The following is a 23,282-nucleotide window of genomic DNA, read 5'->3' on the forward strand; positions in this document are numbered from 1 at the left end:
CTGACGCCGGTGGCGTACGCGGAGCGTAACCGCTTTGCCCGGCGGCGGCAACCCGGAGGTATGACCACGGTCTGTCTCGTCGGCGACCTCGAGGCCGACCTCCGGTACGAGCTGCTCTCGCGGGAGACGGCGCGAGAGGCGCTCGCGACGTACGACCTCCGCTCCCCGTTCGAGAACGCCATCGCGCTCGACACCGTCAGCCTCGGCGCCGCGGTGTCGCTGTGTAACGACCTCAACTGGTACCTCGTTCGCTTCGTCGACGAGGTGCTGATCAAGGAGCCGTCGATCACCGACGACGAGTGGCTCTCGCGGCCGTTGGCGACGGCCGTCCGCAACGACGCCGTTCGCCGCGAGGAGACCGACCGCTTCCTGAAGCTGTACGGCCTCGACGACGGTCGGCTCGTCGAGCCGATGTTCCTCGCGCGCAGCGACGACGCCGAGCTGCCGGAGTACGACCTCCGGGACGTGGAGGAGACGGTCGGCGTCCGAGTCACGCGGGGGGAGTTCGACGAGTGAACGAGCGGCGACCACCGCTCGCAGGCCTCAGTCGAACAGCCCAGTCGACATGTAGCGCTCCCCGGAGTCCCAGAACACCGTGAGTACCAGCGGATCGTCGCGGGCGACGCCGACGTGGCCGTCGTCGCGCGGTTGCCAGCCGTCGAGCGCCACGTCGTGGTAGTCCGGGTCGTCGCCGGCGGCGAAGGCGGCGGCCACGTCGCGGGCGCGGAGGTTCGAGCCGCCTGAGGACTGCCCGACGAGGATCCCCTCTTCTCGGGCGAGCCGCCGGCACTCGGCCTCCGCCTCGTCCAGGCCGACGGTGAGCACGCCGTCGAGCAGATCCGTGTCGAGGTTCGGACTGACGAATCCCGGACCCATCCCTTGAAACGAGTCCGACTCCGGCTTTCGCCCCGAGAGCACCGCGGAATCCTCGGGCTCGACGGCGACCACGTCCATCGCGGGGAAGTCCTCGCGGAGGCGTCGCCCGATCCCCGATATCGTCCCGCCGGTGCCGACGCCGGCGACGAGCGCGTCGGGTGTCCGTCCCCCGAGTTGGTCGAGGATCTCCGGGGCCGTGGTCTCGTAGTGAGCTCCGGGGTTGGCGCCGTTTTCGAACTGTCGGAGTTGCACCATCCCTTCGGCCTCAAGCTCGTCGGCGCGCTCTTTCGCGGCGTCGATGCCGCCGTCGACCAGCTCCAAGTCGGCGCCGTAAGCGACCATGATCCGGCGGCGCTCCTCGCTCTTCGAGGCGGGCATGACGACGGTCACGTCGTACCCCTTCGCGGCGCCGGCCATCGCGAGCCCGATACCGGTGTTCCCCGAGGTCGGTTCCACGAGCGTGTCGCCCGGCTCCAGTGTCCCGTCGGCCTCGGCGCGCTCGATCATCCGCACCGCGGGGCGGTCCTTCGCCGATCCCCCGGGGTTGCGCGACTCCAGCTTCGCCGCCACGGTCGCGCCTGGCGGCGAATCGACCCTGACCAGCGGCGAGCCGATGGTGTCGAGTACCGAATCGTCCATACCCCCCGCTACTCGCGTGAGGCGTAAATGCTCCCGAGTCAGCGGCAAGCCCTCGGGCGATCGCCGCGCACGAACGCGCTGTCGGAGCTGCCGCCGGCGTGGCGCTTAACTCGGCGTGCGACCCACGAAGAGACATGAGCACGACGCTTTCGACGATGGATCCCGATGCGGGCGCCGAGATCGAGCCGGACACCGCTGCCGCCCTCGGCGCTGACGGGCTGACGTACAAGGTGTGGGGCGGCGACTGGTGTCCCGACTGCACGCAGCAGCTCCCCCAGTTCGCGGCCGCACTCGGTGCCGCGGGCGTCCCGGCCGACCGCATCGAGCAGTTCCCCGTAGAGAAGGTCGACGGCGAGAAACAAGGGCCGGGAATGACCGAGTACGGTGTCGAGTACATCCCGACGGTGATCGTGTTCGACGCCGACGGCGACGAGGTCACTCGGTTCGTGGAGTCGGCCGATACGGACATCGCGACGTTTCTCGCACGCGAACTCGCGGACGGCTGAGGGCAGGGGGACAGTTGGAAACGGCGACGATCGGACGGTGTCGCCGCGAGACTTCTTATCCGAAGACGGCACCAGCCACGGCGTGGTCTGACGACGACCGCGCGGCGAGCAGCGAAACTCCCGGTGACACCGCCGCGCGAGACAGCAGTCGCTGGGTGTCAGCCAACGCGAAAACGGGTCGAGTGACGACGCCTATCAGAACGTCGAGAGCTCGCCCTCGATGACGCGCCGGGTCACGTCGGTGACGTTCTCGAGGCGCTCGTCGATAATGGCGGTCGCCTCTTCCTCGATATCGGCGACGGCAACGCCCTCCTCGGTGACGACCTGCGCGTCGGCGACGTGGGGCTCGTCGATAGGGCGGCCGATCTGCGAGAGCAGGCGGACCTGGAGGTCGCGGATGCCGTCGATCTCCGCGACGACGGCCTCCGCGATGTCCGTCGAGAGGAGGTTGTAGATCTTCCCGATGTGATTGACGGGGTTCTTGCCGGAGGTAGCCTCCATACTCATCGGGCGGTTCGGGGTGATGAGACCGTTCGCGCGGTTGCCGCGGCCGACCGAGCCGTCGTCGCCCTGCTCGGCGGAGGTGCCGGTCGTCGTCAGGTAGATCGACCCCTCTTCGAGGTCGTCGGCGGTGTTGACGGCGACGCTCACGTCGCGGTCGGTGTACCCCTCGGCGAGCTCGGTGACGTAGGACTCGACGCGCTCGGTCGCCTCGCGGTACTCGTCGATGTCGCTCACGTACGCATCGATCATCGCTGCGGCGACCGTGATGTCGATGTGGTCGCCCTCGCGCTTGCCCATGATCTTCACGTCGGGGCCGAGTTCAGGGTGCTCGGCAGCGTAGGAGCCGTTGAGGGCGCGTTCGGCCTCGCGGACGATCTGCTCGGTCTCCGTGAGCGGCGCGTGGCCGACGCCGAAGGAGGTGTCGTTCGCCATCGGCACCTGTGTGCCGTCCTCACCGAAGACGTCCTGCAGGTCGCCCGACCCCTCACCGATTTTCACGTCGACGACGATGTCGGTGCCGACCTCCAGTTCGGGGATCTGCTCGCGGAGGTAGTCGCGAGCCGACTCCAGTGCGACGCGGCCGACAGGCAGCGTCAGCTCTCGGCCGTCGTCCGTCTCGTATTCCTTCGTGGCGCGGCCGACGATGAGCACGTAGATCGGGTCGATCACCTCGCCGCCGGCGTAGGAGGGGGACGCGTTGCCGGCGACAAGCTGCGTCTCGTCGGTGTTGTAGTGGAGAACCTTTCCGACGCGGTCGAGGTACAGCTGTGAGAGGCCGCGCGAGACCGCCTCCGCGATCCCGTCGCAGATCGAGTCCGGATGGCCGATTCCCTTTCGCTCGACGATCTCTACGTCCTGGTCCTCGACCGCTTGTCGGTCGAGTTCGGAGACCTGGATATTCCTCATTATCGGCTCGGAGGTATCGGGCCGCAGTATAACTTGCGGAAAGAGTTTCACACCGGCCGATTACCCGGAAGTATTATTTGGCATATCTTGCGCCGCGAGGAGCAGTCCGAGGTACGAGGTTCGGATCTGGTCGTCCGGGTCGAGTCCCAGCGTCCGAAGGAGTGCGGCTGCCTCCTCTCGGACGGGTTCGATCTCGTCGGCCGCGACTTCGCGTTCGACCTCGACGAACTGTCCCAAGTCCGCGATCTCGTCGAGCGTGACGGTGTAGCCGTCGACCGCGAAGAACTCGCGGTCCTTCTCGACGGTCGCCGCGGGGGCGAACCCGAGACCGTCGAGGATCCCCGCCGCTGCGTCGCCGTCGGCGACGGCGGTCTCGAACTCCTCGCGGGTCTTCGACTCGGCCTCGACGAGCGGGCCCTTGTATGTTATCTTCGTCTCGATGTCGGCGGCGTCGGCGCCTTCGATAGCGCCGCCGGCGCCTCCGGCGTTCACGCCCTCGGCATCGACGCCCGTCTCGCGGCGGACGCGGAGCGCCTCGTCGGTCTCGGCGAAGTCGCGGTGCGGGGCGTCGTAGTAGGTGTCGACCTGCCGGACGCGTCGAACGCGCTCCGCGTCGATCTCGGCGAGGTGTGCGCGCAGATCGTCGTGGTCGGCGCGCACTTTCAGTTCCACTTCGTACATACGACGGCGATGAGCGGCGCGGCGCAAAAGGGTGCCGCGACGGCTGGCGACGCGTCCGGCGGATCACGCGTCGATTCTACTGCATTCGGGCAGTTCGCTCCTCCGACCGAAACGTGACTGTTAAGAAGCGCACGAGCGACGGTGCGGACATGAGCGAAGAAGAGCAGGCTGAGGCGGCAGACGCCGCCGACGCCGGCGATGATGCGAGCGAGGACGCCGAGACCGAAACCGACGGGGCCGCGGACGGGATCCAGAACGGGGACTTCCTCCGACTGGATTACACCGTCCGCACCGTCCCCGGCGAGGACGAGGAGGAGGGACGCGTCGTCGACACGACCCACAAGGAGGTCGCCGAGGAGGCGGGTATCGACGACGACGAGTACGACTTCTCCCCGCGAATCATCGTCGTCGGCGAGGGCCACGTGTTCGATTCTGTCGACGAGGACCTGATCGGGAAGGAGGTCGGCGACACGAACGTCGTCACCGTCCCCGCCGACGAGGCGTTCGGCGAGTTCGACCCCGACGACGTGCGCACCGTCAGCGCCGAGAAGATCCCGGAGGACGACCGCTACCCCGGCGCCCAGGTCACGATCGACGGCGATCAGGGCTACGTCGAGACGGTCATCGGCGGGCGCTCGCGCGTCGACTTCAACCATCCGCTCGCGGGCGACGACCTCGAGTACGACTATGAGATCCTCGAGCACGTCGACGACGACGAGGAGAAGGCCGCCGGCCTCATCGGCATGTACCTCCAGGAGACCCCCGAGGTCCGCATCGAGGAGGAGACCGTCGAAGAGGAGGTCCCCGTCGAGGACGGCGAAGAGGGCGAGACGGAGACCGAGGAGGTTGACAAGCGCTCGCTGTACATCGAGGCGACACCGATGATGCAGATGAACCAGCAGTGGATGTTCTCGAAGCAGCAGATCGCACAGGACATCATGGGCCGCCTCGACCTCGACCGCGTCGTCGTCGAGGAAGTCATCGACGGCTCCGGCGGCATGATGGGCGGCATGGGCGGCATGATGGGCGGCATGGGCGGCGGCATGGGCGGCGAAGACATCGAGGAGGCCCTCGACGACGTCGACATGGACGACGTGGACGTTGACGCCGACGAGCTCGTCGACGAGCTCGAAGACGCCGACGAATAACCGCCGATCCACCGTTCGGCGCCGCACCGGTGTCGAACCTGTACTGCAACGGTGTCGAACCGACACCGATTACTTGCGGTTTGCACATCTCCATGCAGATGGATCTCTCCGACGCGCGCGAGGACCTCGCTGTCGCCGGCGCGGCCGCCGTGGGTGCGATCGCGTTAACGCTCGGACTCGACCTCATCGCGGGGATACCGGTGTCGACGCCCGCCCGGATCGCCCCCGTTGTCGTCTACTTCGCGTACCTGTTCACCCGCAAGGGGGGCCCCTACGGTTCGTTCGACACGCCGCGCACCTGGACGATCCTGGTGGTCGCCGTCACCGTCGCCGCCGGCGGGTACGCGGTCGCGACGTGACGGCCGAGGTGACTCGCGACGCGGCTCGCGGCTCTCTCCCTCTCGACCGCAGTCGCGCGAGTGAGTGCGCAGTCCGTTGGCTGTTCCCCAGCCGCGAGGCTTAACAGCGACCGATTCCAATTCGGCATATGAGCATCGAGACCGACTCGTCGGAGCCGGCGACAACTGACGACGCCGTCGAGTCGCTGGCAGCGGATCTCGGCGCCGCAGTCGCCGACTCTCCCGCCTATCGGCGCTTCGAGGAGGCGAAGGCGGCCGTCCAGAACGACGACGAAGCGCAAGCGCGCATCGCCGAGTTCGAACAGCTCCGACAGGAGTTCGCGGTGGCCAAGCAGGCCGGGCAAGCCGACCAGGAGACGATGGAGAAGGTGCAGGCCGCCCAGCAGGAACTGCACTCGCTGCCGGTGATGCAGGACTACGTCGAAGCGCAAGACGACTTGCAGGACCGCTTGGAGACGTTGAACGAAGCTATCTCCGAGCCGCTCGCCGTCGACTTCGGCGGCGAGGCCGGCGGCTGCTGTCACGACTGACGCGCGGGCTCGGCGCTTCGGTTTCGCTCCCCGTCACCGGGCGCGTGGCCGCGAGGGTTGAAATCCGATAGCGACGCAGCCGCCCCATGCTCGCGGTCACCGGCGGCAAGGGCGGCACGGGAAAGACGACGACGGCGCTCGGGCTGGCGCGTGCGTTCGGCGCCCGCGACGGCGACGCTGATGAGGACCACCCGCGCGGAGCGGTCGCCGTCGTCGACGCCGACTGGGACCTGCCGGACCTCGGCGCGCTCGCGGGAGTGGACCGCAGGGTGAAGTACCCAGACGACGGCGGTGCCGATCGGTCACCGCTGACGGCCGCGGTCGCCGACGACGCCCGCGGAGCCGTGCAGGTGCTCCCGGCGCCGACCGACGCTCGCGACCGGGAGGTGCGCGCGTCGCTGCGGCGAACCCTCGCGACGGCGGCCGCAACGACGCGGGTGATCGTGGACTGCCCGGCCGGCGCCGCCCCCGATGCGGTCGCGCCGCTCCGGCTCGCCGACGCCGCGTTGCTCGTGACGGAGCCATGTGTGGCCGCCCTGCGCGACGCCGCGAAAACCGCCGCCGTCGCCCGGCGAGTGGGGACGCCGACCGTCGGCGCCGTCGTTTGCCGGGCGAGCGTCGTCCCGCCTGGCGTGTGCGACATCCTCGGCTGTCCGGTCCTCGCACGAGTGCCCCGCGCACGGGGGTCGGCGGATCCGACGAACCGGGATATCGAGGGCGACTCAGTGCTCGCGGACGAGCGAGTCGCCGCGGCCTACGACCGGGTCGCGGACGCGCTGGCGGGGACTCGTTCGGGCGAGCCCGCGTCGTCGCGGGCGTGAGTAACGGTTATATCGCGCCGGGCCGTCAATCGGTAGCATGGCGGACCGCCTCCCGACCGGGATCGACGTGCTCGACCGCCGGTTCGACGGCGGGATTCCGGCCGGGAGCATCGTGCTGTTCTCGGCGGATCCGGCGAGCCAGTCGGAGCTGCTGCTGTACGAACTCACCGCCGCGCGCGGCACGCTGTATCTCACGACGCTGCGCTCGGACCAGGCCGTCGAGGACGCGATCGATCGGACGAAGTCGCGGGTGGGCACGCCGACGGTCCGCGACATCGGCGGCGACGCGCCGCTGGACGCGGCCAACAAGTTGGTGAGCGCGCTCCCCGAGAACGCGAACCTCCTGATCGACGTGGTCGACCCGCTGGAACAGACCGACCGCTCCCGGTACCGACGCTTCCTCACCGAGCTCCAGACGGCGATGGTCAACACCGAGAGCGTCGCGTTCCTCCACGCGATGAAGCGCGACGACGAGCCGAAGAACCGCGCGATGACCGAGCACGTCGCCGACGTGGTGTGGGATCTCGACACACAGGTTCGCGGGTCGGACGTGGTGAACAAGCTCGCCGTCCCGAAGTTCCGGGGCGGCCGCGCGCTCGATGAGACGGTGAAGCTGAAGCTCGAGGAGCACGTCGCCATCGACACCTCTCGCGACATCGCGTAGCCGGCCGAGAGATCCGGAGCCCCCACGTTCGTCTTCCATCCGTTCTGTACCCGTCCGGTCAGAGTCGGACGGTTTTAGGTGTCGCCGGACCCGCTCGCGGGTATGGTCTCGCTGCTTCCCGCGCTCGGGCTCGTCGTCGTCGGCACCGTGATCGTCTGGGTCGCCGGCGGTCGGCTCGAATCCGCGAGCGAACGCCTCGGCGCCCACTACGGGCTTCCCGCGGTCGTCCAGGGCGCGGTCATCGCGGCGGTCGGCTCGTCGTTTCCGGAGCTGACGAGCGTCGTGTTTTCCGTACTGCTGTACGATAACTTCGATCTCGGGGTCGGCGCCATCATCGGTTCGGCGGTGTTCAACATCCTCGTGATCCCGGGGTGGAGCGCGCTCCGCGGGCGGGGGCTGCGTGCCGACCGCGACGTGGTGTACAAGGAGACGCAGTTCTACATGCTCGCGGTCGCGGTGCTGTTGCTCACCTTCTCGCTGGGCGTGATCTACGTCCCCCAACCGGTCGGCGGCGGCCTCACGTCAACGCTGACACGGCCGCTGGCGATCATTCCGCTCGCGCTGTACGGCGTCTACCTGTTCATCCAGGCGCAGGACGTGTCCGATTACGACGCTCCGGAGGTCGACGACGTGAACGCTCGCAGGCAGTGGTTGCTCCTGATCGGGTCGATCCTCGGCATTCTCGTCGGCGTCGAGGCGCTCGTGGAGGCGGCGGTGTCGCTGGAAGCCGCGCTCGGAGTCCCCTCGGCGATCTGGGGATTGACCGTCGTCGCCGCCGGGACGAGCCTTCCCGACACGGTCGTCTCGGTTCGGGCCGCGGAGGCGGGCCGCGGGCCGACCAGCCTCGCGAACGTCCTCGGGAGCAACACCTTCGACCTCCTCGTCGCCATCCCCGTCGGCGTCCTGTTGGTCCCCGGCGGTCGAATCGACCTCGACTTCGGCACCGCCGTTCCGATGATGGGGTTTCTCACGATCGCGACGCTGGGATTCCTCGTCGTCACCCGAACCGACCTCGAACTCGACCGGTCGGAGGCCGTCGCCCTGCTCGCCATGTACGGCGTGTTCCTCCTCTGGATGGTGATGGAGACACTCGGCGTGACACGGTTGGTCCCGGGCGTCTGAGGTCCCGGCGCAGGCCCCAACCGGGACTCGAGAGCTCCTATACCAGCCGGCCCTCAGCGACCGGCACGACCGCCCCGCCGACTTCGATCGCCAGCGTGCCGTCAGCGTCGCGCGCGGCCCGCAGCCGGAGCGTCGACGGACGACCTAGCTCGTACCCCTGTTCGACGGTCGCCGCGACCGGACCGTCGCCGAGGTAGTCGTGTTCGAGCAGCCAGCCCGCGAGACAGCCCGCCGCAGAACCAGTCGCGGGGTCCTCCGGGACTCCGGCGTAGTCGGCGAACACCCGGGCGTGGAGGTCGCCGCCGTCGACGCCGCCGCGGGCGACGACCAGCACGTTGTGCTCGCCGAACGCCTCGATGAACTCGCCGTACTGCGGCTCCGTCGTCGCGGCTCGTTCGACGGCCTCGACGGAGGTCAGCGGGACAACCAGCGTCGCGAGGCCGGTCGACACCGACTGCACCGGCGCGCCGGCGTCAACGTCCGCGGCGTCGAGACCGAGCACGGGCGCGATCGCGTCGGCGCCCACGCGCTCGCCGAACTCCGGCGGGATCTGGCGCATCCAGTACTCCTCGACGCCGTCGGCTCGATCGTCGTCAGCTCGTTCCTCGACCCACACGTCGATCGGGCCGACACCGAGATTCAGCAGCAGCCTGTCGCCCGGGTCATCGTCGGTGCGTTCCCGGAGGACGGCCGCCGTTCCGAGCGTGGGGTGGCCCGCGAACGGGATCTCCTCGGCGGGATCGAAGATGCGCACGTCGTAGCCGCCGTCGGTTCGGCCGTCGACGAAGGTGCACTCAGAGAAGGTGGTCTCGCGAGTGAGCGCGAGCGCCTCCGCCGTGTCGATGTCGCCGGCGTCGCGGAAGACGGCGAGTTGGTTGCCCGTGAACCGCTCGCCGTCGCGGGCGAACACGTCGACTACGTGGAACACTGTTCCACGAGCAGACGGCGGACCGCCGTCGACGGCGTGGAATCGGGGACCCGTCATGCCCGATATCCGCGAGCGAGCGTGAAGGGCGTATCGGCGGCGTGACAGCCACTCTCGCGGGGCTTCCCGGAGCGCGTCGCTTAACCGCCTCCGGTAGTTAGCAGAGTCCAATGAGCCAGCGGAGCGAGGGCGACCTCACCAACACGGGGATGTCGCTCAAACACGACCGCGAGTGGGACTACGAACTCGACCGCATCGTCGAGGCGGTCGAGGAGCGCGACGCCGACAAGGTCGGCCTCCAGTTCCCCGAGGGGCTGAAGCGCCGCGCGCCCGCGGTCGCCGACGACCTCCGAGAGCTGACAGAGGACGTGACGTACCTCATCTCGGGGCAGCCGTGTTACGGGGCGTGCGACCTCGACACCTTCCTGATGCGCCGGTGTGACGTGTTCGTCCACTTCGGCCACTCGCCGATGAAGGAGTCGGACAAGATCATCTACGTCCCCCTGTTCTCGAACGTCGACCCGTTCCCGATCATGGAGGAATCGCTCGAGGAACTGGAGGACCCCGAGGACGACCCGAACGTCGGACTCGTCACGACCGCCCAGCACATGAACCTCTTCGGCGACATGGTCGAGTGGCTGGAGGAGCGCGGGTACGAGGTCCACACCCGCCGCGGCGACGACCGCCTCACCCACGAGGGGCAGGTGCTCGGCTGCAACTACGCCAGCGCCGACATCGACGCCGATCAGGTGCTGTACGTGGGCGGCGGGAAGTTCCACCCCCTCGGCCTCGCCATGGAGCACCCCGAGAAGACGGTCGTCATCGGCGACCCCGTCAACAACGTCGTCACGATCGCCGACACCGAGAAGTTCCTCAAGCAGCGCTACGGCGCGGTCCACCGGGCGATGGACGCAGACACCTTCGGCGTCATCTTCTGCACGAAGATCGGCCAGGGCCGCTGGGACCAAGCCGAGGAGATCGTCGAGAACAACGACAACGCCCACCTCATCACGATGGACGAGGTGACGCCGGACCGCCTCCGCAACTTCGACTTCGACGCGTTCGTCAACACGGGCTGCCCGCGGATCACCACCGACGACGGGCCGCGCTTCCACAAGCCGATGCTCACCCCCGGCGAGTACGAGATCGCGGTGGGGAACAAGCCGCTCGAGGACCTTTCGTTCGACACGTTCCACGGGACCTGGTAGGCGACGTCGCGGTCCCCCGTCCGATCGGCGGACACCACGGACCACAAGCTATTCACCGCGAGCGCGACCTTCGCCGACGATGCCCTCCACACGCACGGCAGGTAGAGCCGTCGGCGCCGTGGCGGCGCTCGCGTTCGTCGGCGTCGCTGCCGCACAGTACAGCGATCCCCGCGCGTCGCTCGATCTGGCTACCCGGATCGGGATCCAGTTCGCCGCCGGGTTCGTGATCAACCTCCTCCTCGGCGGCGCGTTAGTCGCGTTGAGTCCGCGGTACGCGGACGACAAGATCGACCAGTTCTCCTCCGACCCGGGCGAGACGATCGGCTGGGGCCTCATCGTCGGCATCGGGGTCCCGATCGTGCTGGCGGTCCTCGCGTTCACGATCATCGGACTCGTGGTCACCATCCCCGGGGTACTCATCCTCGCGGGCGTCGGGATCGTGGGGTCGGCGGTGATGGTCGTGATCGTCGGCGACGCCGTCACCGACGGCGGAGCCGAGGGGACGACCGTCTTGGTGGGCGCGCTCGTCCTCGCGTTGCTCACCGCGATCCCGATCGTCGGCGGACTGATCAACTGGCTCGTCGGCCTGCCGGGTATCGGCATGGTCGGCCACGACCTCTATCGAAGCAGGAAGAACTGAGACCGCACCCGTCACGGCGGGGCGGTCGACGGGGACGGTCGACCGGGTCAGTTCGCCCGGATCCCGAACGTCTGTGCGTCGACGAGATCGACGCACTCCGCGATGTTGTCGCGCATCGCCGCGAACTCCAGCGTCCGATGAACGCTCGTTTCCATGTCCCCCACGTCTGTGTTCTTCGTCATATGCTTTCGGGGGATGCCACCACGAGTCATAGTTACCCGGCCGCTTCCGCGGGTTATCCGGTCCCGATCTCGCGCCGGCGGGGGAGCGGCCGCCGCTCTTCGGGCCGTGCCGAGCCGACAAGCCTTACCGCTCATGCTCGGAAGCGAGGGCCATGAGCGACGCGAGCGACCCACGGATCACGTCCGACTGGGGCGACTGGCTCCCGCGAACGATCGAGGCCGCCGAACCCGACGGCGTGGCCGTCTGGTACCTCGGCTGTAACGGCTTCGTGCTGAAGGGCGCAGACGAGACGAGCATCTGGATCGACCCGTACGTCGGTCTGGGCGACCCGCCGCGCACTGTCCGGATGATCCCGGTGCCGTTCGACCCCGCGGACGTGTACGACGCCGACGCGGTACTGGCTACCCACGAGCACACCGACCACACGCACGGCCCCTCGCAGGCGCCGATCCTGGCGAACTCGGGGGCGCCGTTCTACGCCGCCGACGAGTCGCTGGCGGTCACCGACGAGGAGGGATGGACCGACGACTGGGCGGTCGACGACGAGCAGCTCGTCGACGTGGAGGAGGGAGACTCCTTCTCCGTCGGCAGCTTCGAGATCGACGTCGTGGAGGTCAACGACGCTGACGCGACCCACCCGGTCGGGTACGTGATCCGATACGGAGACACGACAGTCTTCCACGGCGGAGACACCAAGCCGCACGACGGGTTCGCCGCCCTCGGCAGCGAGTACGACATCGACCTCGCGATCGTCGCGTTCGGCACCGTCGGCCGCGTTCCCGACAAGCAGACGCGTGAGCCCCACCGGACGCGGTGGTACTGCGACGAGAACCAAGCCGTCGAGGTCGCCGAGGCGCTTCGTGCCGACCGCATGCTCCCGAGCCACTGGGACATGTGGAAGGGGCTGACGGCCGATCCGACCGCGCTCCACGAGCACGTCCGCAGCTTCGAGTACCCTGAGCGACTCGATATCGTCGAGATCGGCGACCGGATCGATCTCTGAGCGCGGCCCAGGTCGACGGAGCGGCGGCGCTCCACTGTCGGCCGTGTTGATCGGGAACCGTGCGGGAACCCTCAGGATTTTTCACGCTCTCCCGACAGTCGGGTGTCATGGACCACGCCCTCGCCGTTGTCGGGCCGACCGAAACCGCGAAGACACTGACCCTGGAAGCCGGCGAACTCGCCGCCGGCGTGGACGCCGACCTCACGCTGCTGTACGTAGCCGACGAGGACGAATACGACGAGCAGCGCGAACAGCTCGCGCAAGTCACCCGCGGCGACTCCACCTACAGCGTCGGACAGGCCGTCGAGGGTGCGCGGGCGTACGCCGCCGACATCGGTCGGGAGGTGCTGGAGGATATCGATATCGAGTACGAAGCGGTTGGAACCGTCGGCGACCGCGCCGAGACCGTCCTCTCGGAGGCGCGTCGACGCGGCTGCGACCACGTTTTCGTCGCCGGCCGCAAGCGATCGCCGACCGGAAAGGCGCTGTTCGGCGACGACACCCAGCGCATCATCCTCGACGCGGAGATGCCCGTCACCGTGGTTACCGAGTAGCCCGAATTGGTGCGCAGTTCCCCCGACCCGGTCGCCGCCGTCATCCCGATCGGTTCCACCGCTGAGCGGCGGCCTCGCGGCCTGTCGAAGCGATAATCGGCCCGGTGACTTTTTATACTGTACTCGGCTCGGTGTATCCATGAGCCAGGGGCCCGATGCAACCGGCGCCGTCACCGTCGAGGGAGACGGCGTCACCGTCGAGAAACGCTTCACCGCCGACGAGTTCCCCGTCCCCGCGATCGAGTTCACCCTCCGCTCGGACCGCGAGGACCCGACGGAGTTCCGCCTCGTCGACGAGATCCCGGAGGACTTCCCGATGGACCGGATCGGATTCCACCCGGAGTTCGAGTCGGAACACTGGACCGCGTACCAAGATCACCGGGTCGAGTACCGACGTCGCCTCGACGCCGGCGAGGAAGTGACCACCGTGTACGGGATCCGCAGCGACGACCCCGAGGACGGCGCTCGCTTCCTCGGAGAGCCGACGGTCGACGAGGTGTCCGAGGACGACGACCCCGTCGGCGACGTGGCCGACGTGATCGGCGACGACTCCTCGCAGGCCGTTCGCGACGTGCTCGCCGGCGGCGACGCGGGCGAGCCGGCGGAGTCGAGCGCCGCCGACGACGAGAACGACGGTCTTGATCTCGCCGGGGCCGAGGCGGACCTGGGCGTCGACGACGAGACTGACCCGCTCGCGGAGGGGACGAGCGACGACGACCTGTCCCCGAAAGACGAGCGGATGGAATCGGAGGACGCAAGCGACGTTCTCGGAGACCTGCGCGTCGGCGAGGAAGGAGACGACGGACTGGACGTCGAGGAGGCAGGTGCCGAGGCCTCGGCTTCCGAAGGCGCGGAGGAAGACCTCGAACCCGAACCGGAATCCGAGCGCGAGGACGACGGCCCCGACGAGTTGCTCGAACTCGACGACGAGGCCGGCGGCGAAGAAGACGCCATCGACAGTGAGCAACCGGAGGCGGCGGTCGACGACGCAGAGGAGAGTGTTGTAGAGAACGACGACGCAGAGGACAGTGCTGCAGAAGACGACGCAGAGGACGACCGATCTGCAGCCGGCGCGGCGGCAAGCGGCGTCGCCGCCGGCGGCGTCGCGGCCGCGCTCGCTGAGGAGCTTCGCGCGGGCGACGTCTCCGACGAGGACCGCGAACTCCTGAAAGAGGAACTGGAACTCGACCACTCGACGAGCGTCGACGCTCGCATCTCCCGCCTCCAGTCGAAAGTCGAGGACATGGCCGCCTACTCCGCGGCGATGGAGGAGTTCATCGACGAGAACGGCCTCGCGAGCGAGTGGATGGACGGCCTGCAGGCCGACCTCGACGACTTGACGGCCGACATCGCCGAGACTCGCGAGGAGCTCGACGAGGCCGCCGACGACCGGGCGTCGATCCGCGACGAGGTCGAAGCGGTTGGCGAAGACGCGGCGTCCGCGAGCGAGGACGCGCGCGCGGCGACCGAGGAAGTCGAGGACCTCTGGGTCGACGTCGACGAACTGCGCGACGACGTGGGGGACCTGGACGAGGAGGTCGCCGACACCGCCGATTCGCTCGAGTCGTCGCTGGAGGAAGTCCGCGCGGACCTGGACGACCTCGCAGAGGAGGTCGCCGACGAGGACGAAGCCGTCGCGGAGGTGCGCGAGGAAGTCGCCTCGATCGGCGAGGAGGTCGAGTCGGTGTCGGCCCTCGTCGACGACGAGCTGTCGGAGATGCACACGGAACTGGAGGCGGTCCACGACGACCTCGCAGAGTTCGAGGAGTTCCGAACGCGCCTCTCATCCGTGTTCGGTCCGGGCGGCACCGCCGGCGGGGCCGCCGCCGGCAACGACGACGGTGCCAGTGACGGTGGCGACGGCGCTGACGCGAACGAGGAGTAACACGCTCCGCCGTCACGCGGGGGTCGGTCGCCGCCGGAAACGCGCCGTTTTTGCACCGGGGTCTCCACGTTCCGCTAATGAGCAGACCCGTCTCCGTCGCCGTCCCGAGAAAGGGACGGCCGCTGGAGGCCGCCCTCGAACGCTTCGCGACTGTCGGCGGCGACGAGGCCGCGGCGTTGGCCGACGACGTGTCCTCGACGTTGCGGTACGAGAAGGCGATCACGAAGGGACGCGATCGCGACGATCGCGGCGTGTACGAGCGGCTCTCGGCCTACAGCGACCCGGAAGGCCGCGGCCCCGAGTACACGCTGATGCGCGACGACCGCGAGGGGCACCCCCGGCGCGTCGTCTTCGACTCGGCGCTGATCGCGGTCGACGGCCGTGACGTACGACTCGTCGGTCGCGAGGAGCCGTTTCGCGCGCTCCGAACGCACGAGTTCGCGCTCGGGTTCGACTCGGCCGACCTCGTGTTGGAGGAGGTCGTCGGCCTCGAACCCGAGGGCGTCGCCGGCCTCTCGGACGTGAACGCCCGCATCGACCCCCGGGACACCGACGTGCGCGTCGCGACCGGCCTCGGCGACACCGTTCGGCACACGCTGATGGCGACGCCCGAGACGCTCCCGGCGGGCGTCGACCTCGATCGGTCGTTCGTCGCCGACTACGGCGGACCGCTGTGCATCTCGCCCCGCTACGAGCGCCTCGTCGAAGCGGTTCTCGGCACGGACGCGCTCGGCGGCGTGGAGTTCGTCTACCCCGATCCCGGCCAGGAAGAGGAGGCCGCTATCGCCGACACCGGCCTCGGTGTGTACCTCACGGTCACGGGCGGCACCGCCCGAGACCACGGACTCGTGCTCGGGGAGGCGCTCTTCCCCAGTGAGACCGTCTTGATGGAGAACGAGGCGGAGGCGACGCGCGAGACCCGTTCGCTCGAGATATCGCTCGCGAGCGGGATCGACACCGCGCTGGCACCGGAGTGAGGCGCTCGAGCGGTCGCTCGAACGCGACTGTCCGTCTGCCGGAGAGTTCGATTCGCCGATCTCACGGCCGTCTTGAGACTCGTATGCCGTCGTCCGCCGGAGACAGTTGAACCGGTCCCCCTCGCGAAACAGGGGCGGTGACCGTCTGACTATGTGAAGAGTGCATAATGATCAACATTATGTAGAAAGGTTAATATCTACCATTTGATGACAGCTCATCCCCCGCACATCGTGTACGTCAGTTCAGGTGCGGGGAACCGCGACCGGGTCGCGGGGGAACTACACCGCGAGCTGACGGAAGCGACGGTGACGACCGTCACGTCCGGAGACGCGGCGTTCGACGTTCTCACGGGCGCACGGCGAGTCGACTGCGTCGTCAGCGCGCTGGAACTTCCGAGCGGAAACGGGCTCGACCTCCTCGCGGCGGTGCGCGCGGAAACGCCGGGACTCCCGTTCGTCCTGTTCGCCGATGCGGAAGGCGAGCGGCCCGCGAGCGATGCGATCGAGGCCGGGGTCTCCGAGTACGTTCGGATGGATGGCCCAGCCGCCCATCGGACGCTGGCTCGTCGCGTCCGTGAGAGTCTCGGACGACACGCGGCCGACGACGCCGGCGTGACTCGCGAACGCTACGAGCTGCTCGTCGAGCGGGCCGACGACCCGATGGCGGTGCTCGAGGACGGTCGATACCGAGTGGTCAACGACGCGTGCGCCGAACTCGTCGGCCTCCCCCGCGAGCGGATACTCGGTTCAACCGACGCCGAGCTGTTCCCCGCTGAGGTAGCAGAAGCCCTCCGCGAGCACAGCGACCGTGCGCTCGCCGACGGCGAGCGCCGCGAACACCGCATCGAGACGGACGCGAGCGGCGAGACGCGCGTGCTCGACGTCGTCCACTTCACGGGGAGTGAGGTGGCCGACCGCTCGGTGGTCGGCCGAGTGGCGCGTGACGTGACCGAACACGTCGATCGGGAACGCCTCCTCCGCGAAGAGCGCAACCGACTCGAAGCCTTGGCGAGTTCGGTCGCTCACGACGCGCGAAACGCGATCCAGCTCATTCGCGGCCGAGCCTCGCTCGCAGAGGATTCACTGCCCGCAGGCGCTGACCAGTCCAAGGAACACCTGCACACGCTGGAGAGCGGAGTGGACCGATTGGAAGACCTCGTGGCGTCACTGGAGTCGTTGCGTGGCATGAACGACCCCGTGACCGACCCCGACCCGGTGTCGATCGCCGATGCCGCGCGGGACGCCTGGGAGACCGTCACCGCCCCAGAGGCGGTGCTGCAGATCCATGCCGACCCGACGGTACTCGGGGACCCGGCTCGCGTCCGAACGCTGCTTGAGAACCTCTTCAGAAACAGCGTCGAACACGCCCCATCGCCGGACGGACGCCGCGCCGAACCGCCGGCAGACCGCGCCGAATGCCGCGACGGTCCCGAAGCCGCTGCCGATCCCGGCGGGGGGTCGGCGATCGGCCGATCCAATCCGTCCGTGACCGTAACCGTCGACGCGCTCGACGACGCCAGCGGGTTCGCCGTGAGCGACGACGGGAGCGGGATACCCGAGACCGAACGGGACCGCGTGTTGACGTTCGGCTACTCCCCGACAGGCGGGACCGGACTCGGACTCGGGATCGTCTCGGGGATCGCGGACGCCCACGGCTGGGACATCGACGTCACTGACGCCGAGTCCGGGGGTGCGCGCTTCGAGATCCGCCGGGAAACGCTCGACTCGTTCGTCTCCTGAGCCGGGTCTGTCACCTCATGGCCCGACGTGGTCGGCCGGGAGCCAAATTGGATATTTTATATTGCGAGGTATAGTTTATGTGGTGCCTATCGGGCAGCCAACGCTTGGAAATTTCCTAACACGGAAGCTGCTCCGATCGTCAGACTAACGCAGAGCCACCGGATAGCTGGCGCCATGTTCGACTCGCTGTTCGCGGACGGCGGCCAGGCGGTTATCGGAATGGTGCACCTCACTGCGCTCCCCGGAGCGCCGAAGTACGACGGCGACCGCGAGGCGATCGTCGACGCCGCCGAGCGCGACGCGCGTCGGCTCGCAGCGGGCGGCGTCGACGCGATCATGGTCGAGAACTTCGGCGACGCGCCGTTCTACCCGGACGACCTGCCAAAGCACGTCGTCGCGGACATGACCCGAGCGACCCGAGCGGTCGTCGAGACGGTCGACGTGCCCGTGGGCGTCAACGTCCTCCGCAACGACGGCGACGCCGCGGTGTCGGTGGCGGCCGCGGCGGGAGCCGACTTCGTCCGCATCAACATCCACACCGGCGCTCGCGTGACCGACCAAGGCGTAATCGACGGGAAGGCCCACGAGACGATGCGCCTGCGCGAGCGCCTCGACGCCGACGTCGCGGTGCTCGCCGACCACGACGTGAAACACTCCGCACCGATCGCCGCGCGGGGATTCAGCGCCGAGTCCGTCGCAGACGGCGTCGAACGGGGACTCGCAGACGCAGTCGTTGTCAGCGGCAGCGGGACCGGCCACGCCACCGAGCGCTCGGATCTGGAGCACGCGGTCGAGCGACGCGACGCGAACGACCTCGACACCCCGGTACTCGTCGGGAGCGGCGTCACTCCGGACTCCGTCGCGGATATCCTCGATCTCGCCGACGGCGTCATCGTCGGCACGGCACTCAAGGAGGACGGCGACGTCGGTAACCCGGTTTCCGAGACCCGCGTGCGGGAACTGGTCGAAGCCGCGGACGCATAGGCGCCGACCGACAGCACCCCGATCGGGGTCACTCACCGGGCGCTCGTTCCGGCCCCGAGACGGGCTATCGGCCGTCGAGGAACGACTCGACCGAATCCCTGGTCGCCAGCCCGCCGCGTGCCCCCTCGCTCGTCACGTTTAGCGCAGCGGCGGCCGCGGCGAATCGGCCGGCCCGTCGGGCGTCGTCCCCGCCGAGCACCCATCGATCCATAAGCGCGGCGACGTACGCGTCGCCCGCGCCCGTCTCGTCGGCGACGGGAACGTCGAACGCCGGGAGTTCGTGGATCCCCGCCTCGTCGACGAGAACGGCGCCCTCGCGGCCGCCGGTGACGGCGACCCGCTGAGCCCCCCGCGACCGGAGTTCCGTAGCGGCCTCTCGCCCGCGACACCCGAGGTACGACTCGGCGGCGACCGCGCCGACGACGAACACGTCCGCCACCTCGACCCAGCGGTCGATCGTCTCCTCGCTCGCTCCCCGACCGGCCAACTCGGCGAGCGGGCCCGACAGGTCGAAGATGAACGGCGGTGCCTCCGCAGCCTCCGCGAGGTCGATCGCATCGCGGTGGACGGGATCGGGGTTGTAGGCGGTGAGAAACGCCGCGCCGGCGTCCGCGAGGTACGCCCGATCGGCGGCGGAGAGTCGGAGGCGCTTCGCCGAATCCCCCGCCGTCACGATGCTCCGTTTGCCGTCGCCGTCACGGAGTATCACGCAGTGCGTGCTCGTTCCCGGCTTTCGCCGGACGTGGGCGTCGTCGATCTGGCTCGCGTCGAGATCTTCGGCGACTCGACCACCGACGTCGCCGTCGCCGAGTCGGGCGACCAGGCCCGTCGACCGGCCGAGGCGAGCGCTCGCGACTGCGACGTTCGCGCCGACGCCGCCGAACGCCTCGGCGACGCTCCCGGCGTAGGCGCCGCCGTCGGGTTCGGGGATGTTTGAGACGTGATACGTTCGGTCGACGGTCGCGGCGCCGATGGTGACCACCTCGGGCGCAGTCGCGTCCGACGTTCCGGTGGTCGGGTCGTCGGCGTCCGCGTCGCCGCCGGCGCCGTCGCCCGCGTCGCGACCGGTCATCTCACTCCTCGACGAGCGGGAACTGCGCGAGGCGTGCGGCCGCCATGCCCGTCAGTCCCCGCGCAGTCACCGAGTCGGTCGAGCGCTCGCGGTGACCGACGACCATCTCCTCGAAATCTGCGACGGGCACGAACCGGACGTCGGTCCCGTCGGGCCCCACGTCGAGGAGGCAGTACCCCTGCGGGAACGAGCACGTCGTCGGCATCATCAGTTCGCGGACGGACCCCTGGCGCGCGGCTGAAGGCATGTGTAGGTGGCCGGTGAGCAGCAGCGGCGCGCCGTGACGTTCGAGCGTCTCGACGAACGGCTCCGGGTCGTCCATCTCGGGGGGGACGAACATGTCCGGCTCGGCCAGTTCGCGGTGCTCGTGGACCTGCTCGGACATGGCGGGGAGGTTGTGGTGCGCGAGCACGAGCGGGGTGTCAGCGGCCGCGAGCATCGCGTCGAGCTCGTCGAGCTGGTCCTCGCGAACGGTCCCCGCGTGTGAGTCGTAGAGCCACTCTTCGGTCCCCGCGGTGTTGACGCCGATCACGTCCACCCCGCCGACGGGAACGTGAAACGGAAACGCCTGGCCGTCGGGCGTGTATCGCTCTGCGAACGCGTTCATCGAGAGGTTCTCGTGATCGTACCCCTCCTTCGGCACGTCGTGATTGCCGGGGACCGAGTAGAACGGCGCCTCGAGATCGGCCGCCAGCTCGTCGAACCGGTCGAAGTTCCACGGCTCCCCGTCTTTCGTGATGTCTCCCACGCACAGCGTCGCGTCTACGTCGCGGTCGACAATATCGGCCACGGCGTTCGCGACGTGCGCCTCCGTTCGGTTGAACAGCTTCGAGGTCCCCGCCTCCTCCGTCGAAAGGTGCGGATCGGCGATGACAGCGACGCGCGTCGGCTCGTCGGTGCGCGGTCGGTCGAGGCTTGCCATCAGCGATCCCTCTGGGGAACCGGACCTGTCGAGCGGTGTGACCATACGAGGTTCCTCGGACACCCGTGTCAAAACGGTCCCGGTCGATCTCGGCGCGGGTCGGCCACGTCGAACAGTTCTCCGACCGTCTCTCACGGTCGATACTGAGAAATGCAGATGTGTGGGATAGAGAGCGATCTGGTGAGGTATATATGCACACGGGACTGCAGATGACAAGTTATTTTGTGTCCGAACTGGCGATTATAGCCGATGTCCGAGGACACCACTCGGCGGCGCTTTCTCACCGCGGCAGGCTCGGGCGTGGCGGCGGCGCTCGCGGGCTGCTCCGGGAACCAACCGGACGAACAGTCGACCGATACCGCGACCGAGACACCCAGTTCGACGGACACGGCGACGGCGACGCCGGAGTCCGAGCGGGAGTACACCGGCGGCACCCTTCAGTTGGCCTCCAACGGGCCGGTCCAAACGCTCGACCCGGTGAACGCAAAGGGGTCTGGTGCGGGGTACAACCAGTACAACGCGGCCCTGATGAACTTCGATGACGGCGATCTCCCGCCGACGGCCGATCTCGCGACCGATTACGAAGTCTCCGACGACGGCCTCACGTACACCTTCCAGCTCCGGGAAGGGGTCACCTTCCACGACGGACAGGAGCTGACCGCACAGGACTTCGTGTACTCGTGGGAGCGGCTCGCGGGCTCCGAGGAGACCCGCAACGCCGACGACATCGTCGGCGACACGTTCGCCATCGAACACGAGAAGCAGTCCGACATCGACGGCGTCGCGGGGTACATCCCCGGGACGCTTGGCGTCGAGGCGGTCGACGACTACACCTTCCGGTTTACCATGGCGTCGCAGTTCACCGGCACCCTCTCGCAGATCGCCGGGGGCGCGTTCGCGCCGATCCCCGAGGGTTCGGTCGCGTACCCGAAGGACTACGAGGACCACGAGGGCGTCGACGGCCTGATGTGGGAGGGCGAGTACGAGTACAACGAGTACTTCTCCACGGACGGCGACGGGCCGTTCTTCGCGGGCGTGGGCCCCTTCCAGGTCGACTCCTGGAGCAAAGGGGACCAGATCCGGCTGTCGGCGTTCGACGACTACTACGGCGAGGGCCCGTACATCGACGAGATCGTCTACACGGTCATCGGCAACCAGCAGACGCGCTTCTCGCGGTTCAAGAACGGCAACCTCGACGTGCTGCTCGAGGGAATGCCGACAGCGGCGTTCAACCCCGACCGGCGGTCGATCAGCCGCAACCGCGGCACCTACCGCACCGGCAGCTACGAGCTCGACACCGGCGGTACGGTCAACTACGGCGAGGCGCCGGCGCTCGACACCACCTATCTCGTGTTCAACGCCGCGCGGACGCCGAAGGCGGTCCGGCAGGCGATCGCGTACCTGATCAACCAGGAACGGATCTCGCAGGACGTGTACAAGGGACTTCAGCCGCCCGCGTACCACCTGACGCCGCCGGGCGCGTTCATGGCCCGCGAGGGCGAGAACCCCGGCGAGAACTACAACAAACACTATCAGGACGGTCACCGCAACCAGCTCGACCAGTTCTCCGACGGCTACCCCTACGGGGTGGCCGAAGGCCGGATCGGCGAGGCGCAGCGCGTCATGGAGGAGGCCGGCTACGGCGAGGACAACCGCTACGAGCTCGAATTCACCATCTTCTCGGGCAACAGCGCGTGGCAGTCGATCGCCCAGACGCTGCGCGACAAGGCGACCGCCGCCTACATCGACATCAGCATCGTCGAGGCCGACTTCGGGACGATCATCGGGCAGGCGCTGGACGGGGCGATGGACATGTTCTCGCTCAGCGACGGCATGGAGTGGCCGGAGTCGGACAACTTCCTCCGGTTCATCCCGCCGTACGACAGTCCCAGCGGGATGTTCACCCGGTGGACCTACCAAGTGGTCTGCTCGGACGTCGACTTCGACGGCGACGGCACCGACACCGTCCGCTCGAACGTCTACGCGGAGCTTGACGGCGACTTCCCCGAGGACCACGTGAAGGTGAACACGGACGGAAATCAGGTCAGCGTCGCGATCGAGAACGTTACCCCGGACGAACTGGAGTCGGCGATCAACGACGCCGGCTATAACTACGGCGAGGCCGAGTCGACGCAGGCGCCGTTCGACCCGCTCATGCCCCGCTCGGACCGCCAGTGGGACACGTACCTCGACAACCGCGGGCCAAGCGAGGAGGCGACGCGCGCACGCGACGAGGTCTACTACTTCCAAGAGGAGGTCAACTGGGCGGCCGTTCAGGAGCTGCCGCTCGTCCACTCGGTCACCCAGCGGCTCTGGCAGGACCGTGTCAACGCCCGGATGGCCGGCACGATGGAAGACCAGACGTTCAACTCGCTCACGCTGGAGGACACCAGCGACAGCTGACCCGGCCGGACGCGGCGCCCAGTCGATGCA

The 23,282-nt window shown here is 68.5% G+C and carries 24 protein-coding genes; 17 read left to right on the forward strand and 7 right to left on the reverse strand.

Annotated elements, in window-relative coordinates; translation table 11 throughout:
* Window positions 1–60 precede the first annotated feature (60 nt).
* Window positions 61–516 (forward strand): DUF5804 family protein, encoded by a 456-nt coding sequence (locus P0Y41_RS04180; protein ID WP_284062715.1) that lies wholly within the window; start codon window positions 61–63, stop codon window positions 514–516.
* A gap of 27 nt (window positions 517–543) precedes the next feature.
* On the opposite strand, the gene P0Y41_RS04185 is transcribed toward P0Y41_RS04180, so the two are convergent.
* On the reverse strand, window positions 544–1,515 hold the full coding sequence (locus tag P0Y41_RS04185; protein ID WP_284062716.1) for a PLP-dependent cysteine synthase family protein: 972 nt from the start codon (window positions 1,513–1,515) through the stop codon (window positions 544–546).
* 134 nt (window positions 1,516–1,649) lie between these two features.
* Here P0Y41_RS04185 and P0Y41_RS04190 point away from each other — a divergent pair, with 134 nt between their 5' ends.
* Window positions 1,650–2,021 carry a thioredoxin family protein gene (locus P0Y41_RS04190; RefSeq protein ID WP_284062717.1) on the forward strand — a complete coding sequence of 124 codons (372 nt, stop codon included), beginning with the start codon at window positions 1,650–1,652 and terminating at the stop codon, window positions 2,019–2,021.
* A gap of 195 nt (window positions 2,022–2,216) precedes the next feature.
* Here P0Y41_RS04190 and P0Y41_RS04195 read toward each other — a convergent pair whose 3' ends face one another.
* Together P0Y41_RS04195 and cyaB are read right to left on the reverse strand one after the other, a co-directional pair.
* Window positions 2,217–3,431, reverse strand: coding sequence for a methionine adenosyltransferase (locus P0Y41_RS04195; protein ID WP_345783190.1), 1,215 nt, complete (start codon window positions 3,429–3,431; stop codon window positions 2,217–2,219).
* 60 nt (window positions 3,432–3,491) lie between these two features.
* The gene (gene cyaB, locus P0Y41_RS04200; RefSeq protein WP_284062718.1) at window positions 3,492–4,112 is read right to left on the reverse strand and encodes a class IV adenylate cyclase; all 621 of its coding nucleotides are present in this window, start codon (window positions 4,110–4,112) and stop codon (window positions 3,492–3,494) included.
* A gap of 149 nt (window positions 4,113–4,261) precedes the next feature.
* Here cyaB and P0Y41_RS04205 point away from each other — a divergent pair, with 149 nt between their 5' ends.
* From P0Y41_RS04205 to P0Y41_RS04230, 6 genes are all read left to right on the forward strand, one after another.
* Complete coding sequence (locus tag P0Y41_RS04205; protein WP_284062719.1) at window positions 4,262–5,260, forward strand: FKBP-type peptidyl-prolyl cis-trans isomerase; 999 nt, start codon at window positions 4,262–4,264, stop codon at window positions 5,258–5,260.
* A gap of 98 nt (window positions 5,261–5,358) precedes the next feature.
* Window positions 5,359–5,619: a DUF8049 family protein gene (locus P0Y41_RS04210; RefSeq protein WP_284062720.1), complete on the forward strand. Its 261-nt coding sequence runs from the start codon at window positions 5,359–5,361 to the stop codon at window positions 5,617–5,619.
* A gap of 128 nt (window positions 5,620–5,747) precedes the next feature.
* Window positions 5,748–6,149 (forward strand): YlbF/YmcA family competence regulator, encoded by a 402-nt coding sequence (locus P0Y41_RS04215; protein ID WP_284062721.1) that lies wholly within the window; start codon window positions 5,748–5,750, stop codon window positions 6,147–6,149.
* A gap of 86 nt (window positions 6,150–6,235) precedes the next feature.
* The gene (locus P0Y41_RS04220; RefSeq protein WP_284062722.1) at window positions 6,236–6,970 is read left to right on the forward strand and encodes a MinD/ParA family ATP-binding protein; all 735 of its coding nucleotides are present in this window, start codon (window positions 6,236–6,238) and stop codon (window positions 6,968–6,970) included.
* A 37-nt stretch (window positions 6,971–7,007) separates the two neighbouring features.
* Entirely contained in the window at window positions 7,008–7,634 is a 627-nt protein-coding gene (locus P0Y41_RS04225) for an RAD55 family ATPase (RefSeq protein ID WP_284062723.1), read from the forward strand.
* 102 nt (window positions 7,635–7,736) lie between these two features.
* Entirely contained in the window at window positions 7,737–8,756 is a 1,020-nt protein-coding gene (locus P0Y41_RS04230) for a sodium:calcium antiporter (RefSeq protein WP_284062724.1), read from the forward strand.
* A gap of 37 nt (window positions 8,757–8,793) precedes the next feature.
* Here P0Y41_RS04230 and P0Y41_RS04235 read toward each other — a convergent pair whose 3' ends face one another.
* Window positions 8,794–9,741 (reverse strand): PhzF family phenazine biosynthesis protein, encoded by a 948-nt coding sequence (locus P0Y41_RS04235; protein ID WP_284062725.1) that lies wholly within the window; start codon window positions 9,739–9,741, stop codon window positions 8,794–8,796.
* Window positions 9,742–9,851: 110 nt separating this feature from the next.
* Here P0Y41_RS04235 and dph2 point away from each other — a divergent pair, with 110 nt between their 5' ends.
* Both dph2 and P0Y41_RS04245 read left to right on the forward strand, forming a co-directional pair.
* Window positions 9,852–10,889 carry a diphthamide biosynthesis enzyme Dph2 gene (gene dph2, locus P0Y41_RS04240; protein WP_284062726.1) on the forward strand — a complete coding sequence of 346 codons (1,038 nt, stop codon included), beginning with the start codon at window positions 9,852–9,854 and terminating at the stop codon, window positions 10,887–10,889.
* A gap of 79 nt (window positions 10,890–10,968) precedes the next feature.
* Entirely contained in the window at window positions 10,969–11,529 is a 561-nt protein-coding gene (locus P0Y41_RS04245) for a DUF8173 domain-containing protein (protein ID WP_284062727.1), read from the forward strand.
* A gap of 47 nt (window positions 11,530–11,576) precedes the next feature.
* On the opposite strand, the gene P0Y41_RS04250 is transcribed toward P0Y41_RS04245, so the two are convergent.
* Window positions 11,577–11,711 (reverse strand): hypothetical protein, encoded by a 135-nt coding sequence (locus P0Y41_RS04250; protein ID WP_284062728.1) that lies wholly within the window; start codon window positions 11,709–11,711, stop codon window positions 11,577–11,579.
* A 152-nt stretch (window positions 11,712–11,863) separates the two neighbouring features.
* Here P0Y41_RS04250 and P0Y41_RS04255 point away from each other — a divergent pair, with 152 nt between their 5' ends.
* The 6 genes from P0Y41_RS04255 to P0Y41_RS04280 all read left to right on the forward strand — a co-directional run bounded on the left by P0Y41_RS04255 (window position 11,864) and on the right by P0Y41_RS04280 (window position 18,855).
* Window positions 11,864–12,715: an MBL fold metallo-hydrolase gene (locus tag P0Y41_RS04255; protein ID WP_284062729.1), complete on the forward strand. Its 852-nt coding sequence runs from the start codon at window positions 11,864–11,866 to the stop codon at window positions 12,713–12,715.
* Between the two features lie 107 nt (window positions 12,716–12,822).
* Window positions 12,823–13,269: a universal stress protein gene (locus P0Y41_RS04260; protein WP_284062730.1), complete on the forward strand. Its 447-nt coding sequence runs from the start codon at window positions 12,823–12,825 to the stop codon at window positions 13,267–13,269.
* 139 nt (window positions 13,270–13,408) lie between these two features.
* The gene (locus P0Y41_RS04265) at window positions 13,409–15,154 is read left to right on the forward strand and encodes a hypothetical protein (RefSeq protein ID WP_284062731.1); all 1,746 of its coding nucleotides are present in this window, start codon (window positions 13,409–13,411) and stop codon (window positions 15,152–15,154) included.
* Between the two features lie 77 nt (window positions 15,155–15,231).
* Window positions 15,232–16,131, forward strand: coding sequence for a phosphoribosyltransferase HisG-related protein (locus P0Y41_RS04270; RefSeq protein WP_284062732.1), 900 nt, complete (start codon window positions 15,232–15,234; stop codon window positions 16,129–16,131).
* A 207-nt stretch (window positions 16,132–16,338) separates the two neighbouring features.
* The gene (locus P0Y41_RS04275; RefSeq protein WP_284062733.1) at window positions 16,339–17,871 is read left to right on the forward strand and encodes an ATP-binding protein; all 1,533 of its coding nucleotides are present in this window, start codon (window positions 16,339–16,341) and stop codon (window positions 17,869–17,871) included.
* A 174-nt stretch (window positions 17,872–18,045) separates the two neighbouring features.
* The gene (locus P0Y41_RS04280) at window positions 18,046–18,855 is read left to right on the forward strand and encodes a BtpA/SgcQ family protein (RefSeq protein ID WP_284062734.1); all 810 of its coding nucleotides are present in this window, start codon (window positions 18,046–18,048) and stop codon (window positions 18,853–18,855) included.
* Between the two features lie 64 nt (window positions 18,856–18,919).
* On the opposite strand, the gene P0Y41_RS04285 is transcribed toward P0Y41_RS04280, so the two are convergent.
* Together P0Y41_RS04285 and P0Y41_RS04290 are read right to left on the reverse strand one after the other, a co-directional pair.
* Window positions 18,920–19,927, reverse strand: coding sequence for a carbohydrate kinase family protein (locus P0Y41_RS04285; RefSeq protein WP_284062735.1), 1,008 nt, complete (start codon window positions 19,925–19,927; stop codon window positions 18,920–18,922).
* 1 nt (window position 19,928) lies between these two features.
* Window positions 19,929–20,894 (reverse strand): metallophosphoesterase family protein, encoded by a 966-nt coding sequence (locus tag P0Y41_RS04290; protein WP_284062736.1) that lies wholly within the window; start codon window positions 20,892–20,894, stop codon window positions 19,929–19,931.
* Window positions 20,895–21,098: 204 nt separating this feature from the next.
* Between P0Y41_RS04290 and P0Y41_RS04295 the strand changes: the two genes are divergently transcribed.
* Window positions 21,099–23,252, forward strand: a complete 2,154-nt coding sequence (locus P0Y41_RS04295) for an ABC transporter substrate-binding protein (RefSeq protein ID WP_284062737.1) — start codon at window positions 21,099–21,101, stop codon at window positions 23,250–23,252.
* Window positions 23,253–23,282: the final 30 nt, after the last annotated feature.

The organism is Halobaculum halobium, assembly GCF_030127145.1.
Lineage (GTDB): Archaea > Halobacteriota > Halobacteria > Halobacteriales > Haloferacaceae > Halobaculum > Halobaculum halobium.

Excerpts from the sequence above, each read along its gene's own strand:
- P0Y41_RS04180 (WP_284062715.1), top strand. The coding sequence starts at position 61 with ATGACCACGGTCTGTCTCGTCGGCGACCTCGAGGCCGACCTCCGGTAC.
- P0Y41_RS04205 (WP_284062719.1), top strand. The coding sequence starts at position 4,262 with ATGAGCGAAGAAGAGCAGGCTGAGGCGGCAGACGCCGCCGACGCCGGC.
- P0Y41_RS04230 (WP_284062724.1), top strand. The coding sequence starts at position 7,737 with ATGGTCTCGCTGCTTCCCGCGCTCGGGCTCGTCGTCGTCGGCACCGTG.
- P0Y41_RS04250 (WP_284062728.1), bottom strand. The coding sequence starts at position 11,711 with ATGACGAAGAACACAGACGTGGGGGACATGGAAACGAGCGTTCATCGG.
- P0Y41_RS04220 (WP_284062722.1), top strand. The coding sequence starts at position 6,236 with ATGCTCGCGGTCACCGGCGGCAAGGGCGGCACGGGAAAGACGACGACG.
- P0Y41_RS04235 (WP_284062725.1), bottom strand. The coding sequence starts at position 9,741 with ATGACGGGTCCCCGATTCCACGCCGTCGACGGCGGTCCGCCGTCTGCT.
- P0Y41_RS04190 (WP_284062717.1), top strand. The coding sequence starts at position 1,650 with ATGAGCACGACGCTTTCGACGATGGATCCCGATGCGGGCGCCGAGATC.
- P0Y41_RS04265 (WP_284062731.1), top strand. The coding sequence starts at position 13,409 with ATGAGCCAGGGGCCCGATGCAACCGGCGCCGTCACCGTCGAGGGAGAC.
- P0Y41_RS04225 (WP_284062723.1), top strand. The coding sequence starts at position 7,008 with ATGGCGGACCGCCTCCCGACCGGGATCGACGTGCTCGACCGCCGGTTC.
- P0Y41_RS04215 (WP_284062721.1), top strand. The coding sequence starts at position 5,748 with ATGAGCATCGAGACCGACTCGTCGGAGCCGGCGACAACTGACGACGCC.
- P0Y41_RS04290 (WP_284062736.1), bottom strand. The coding sequence starts at position 20,894 with ATGGTCACACCGCTCGACAGGTCCGGTTCCCCAGAGGGATCGCTGATG.
- P0Y41_RS04280 (WP_284062734.1), top strand. The coding sequence starts at position 18,046 with ATGTTCGACTCGCTGTTCGCGGACGGCGGCCAGGCGGTTATCGGAATG.
- P0Y41_RS04195 (WP_345783190.1), bottom strand. The coding sequence starts at position 3,431 with ATGAGGAATATCCAGGTCTCCGAACTCGACCGACAAGCGGTCGAGGAC.
- P0Y41_RS04210 (WP_284062720.1), top strand. The coding sequence starts at position 5,359 with ATGGATCTCTCCGACGCGCGCGAGGACCTCGCTGTCGCCGGCGCGGCC.
- P0Y41_RS04245 (WP_284062727.1), top strand. The coding sequence starts at position 10,969 with ATGCCCTCCACACGCACGGCAGGTAGAGCCGTCGGCGCCGTGGCGGCG.
- dph2 (WP_284062726.1), top strand. The coding sequence starts at position 9,852 with ATGAGCCAGCGGAGCGAGGGCGACCTCACCAACACGGGGATGTCGCTC.
- P0Y41_RS04260 (WP_284062730.1), top strand. The coding sequence starts at position 12,823 with ATGGACCACGCCCTCGCCGTTGTCGGGCCGACCGAAACCGCGAAGACA.
- cyaB (WP_284062718.1), bottom strand. The coding sequence starts at position 4,112 with ATGTACGAAGTGGAACTGAAAGTGCGCGCCGACCACGACGATCTGCGC.
- P0Y41_RS04185 (WP_284062716.1), bottom strand. The coding sequence starts at position 1,515 with ATGGACGATTCGGTACTCGACACCATCGGCTCGCCGCTGGTCAGGGTC.
- P0Y41_RS04255 (WP_284062729.1), top strand. The coding sequence starts at position 11,864 with ATGAGCGACGCGAGCGACCCACGGATCACGTCCGACTGGGGCGACTGG.
- P0Y41_RS04270 (WP_284062732.1), top strand. The coding sequence starts at position 15,232 with ATGAGCAGACCCGTCTCCGTCGCCGTCCCGAGAAAGGGACGGCCGCTG.
- P0Y41_RS04285 (WP_284062735.1), bottom strand. The coding sequence starts at position 19,927 with ATGACCGGTCGCGACGCGGGCGACGGCGCCGGCGGCGACGCGGACGCC.
- P0Y41_RS04275 (WP_284062733.1), top strand. The coding sequence starts at position 16,339 with ATGACAGCTCATCCCCCGCACATCGTGTACGTCAGTTCAGGTGCGGGG.
- P0Y41_RS04295 (WP_284062737.1), top strand. The coding sequence starts at position 21,099 with ATGTCCGAGGACACCACTCGGCGGCGCTTTCTCACCGCGGCAGGCTCG.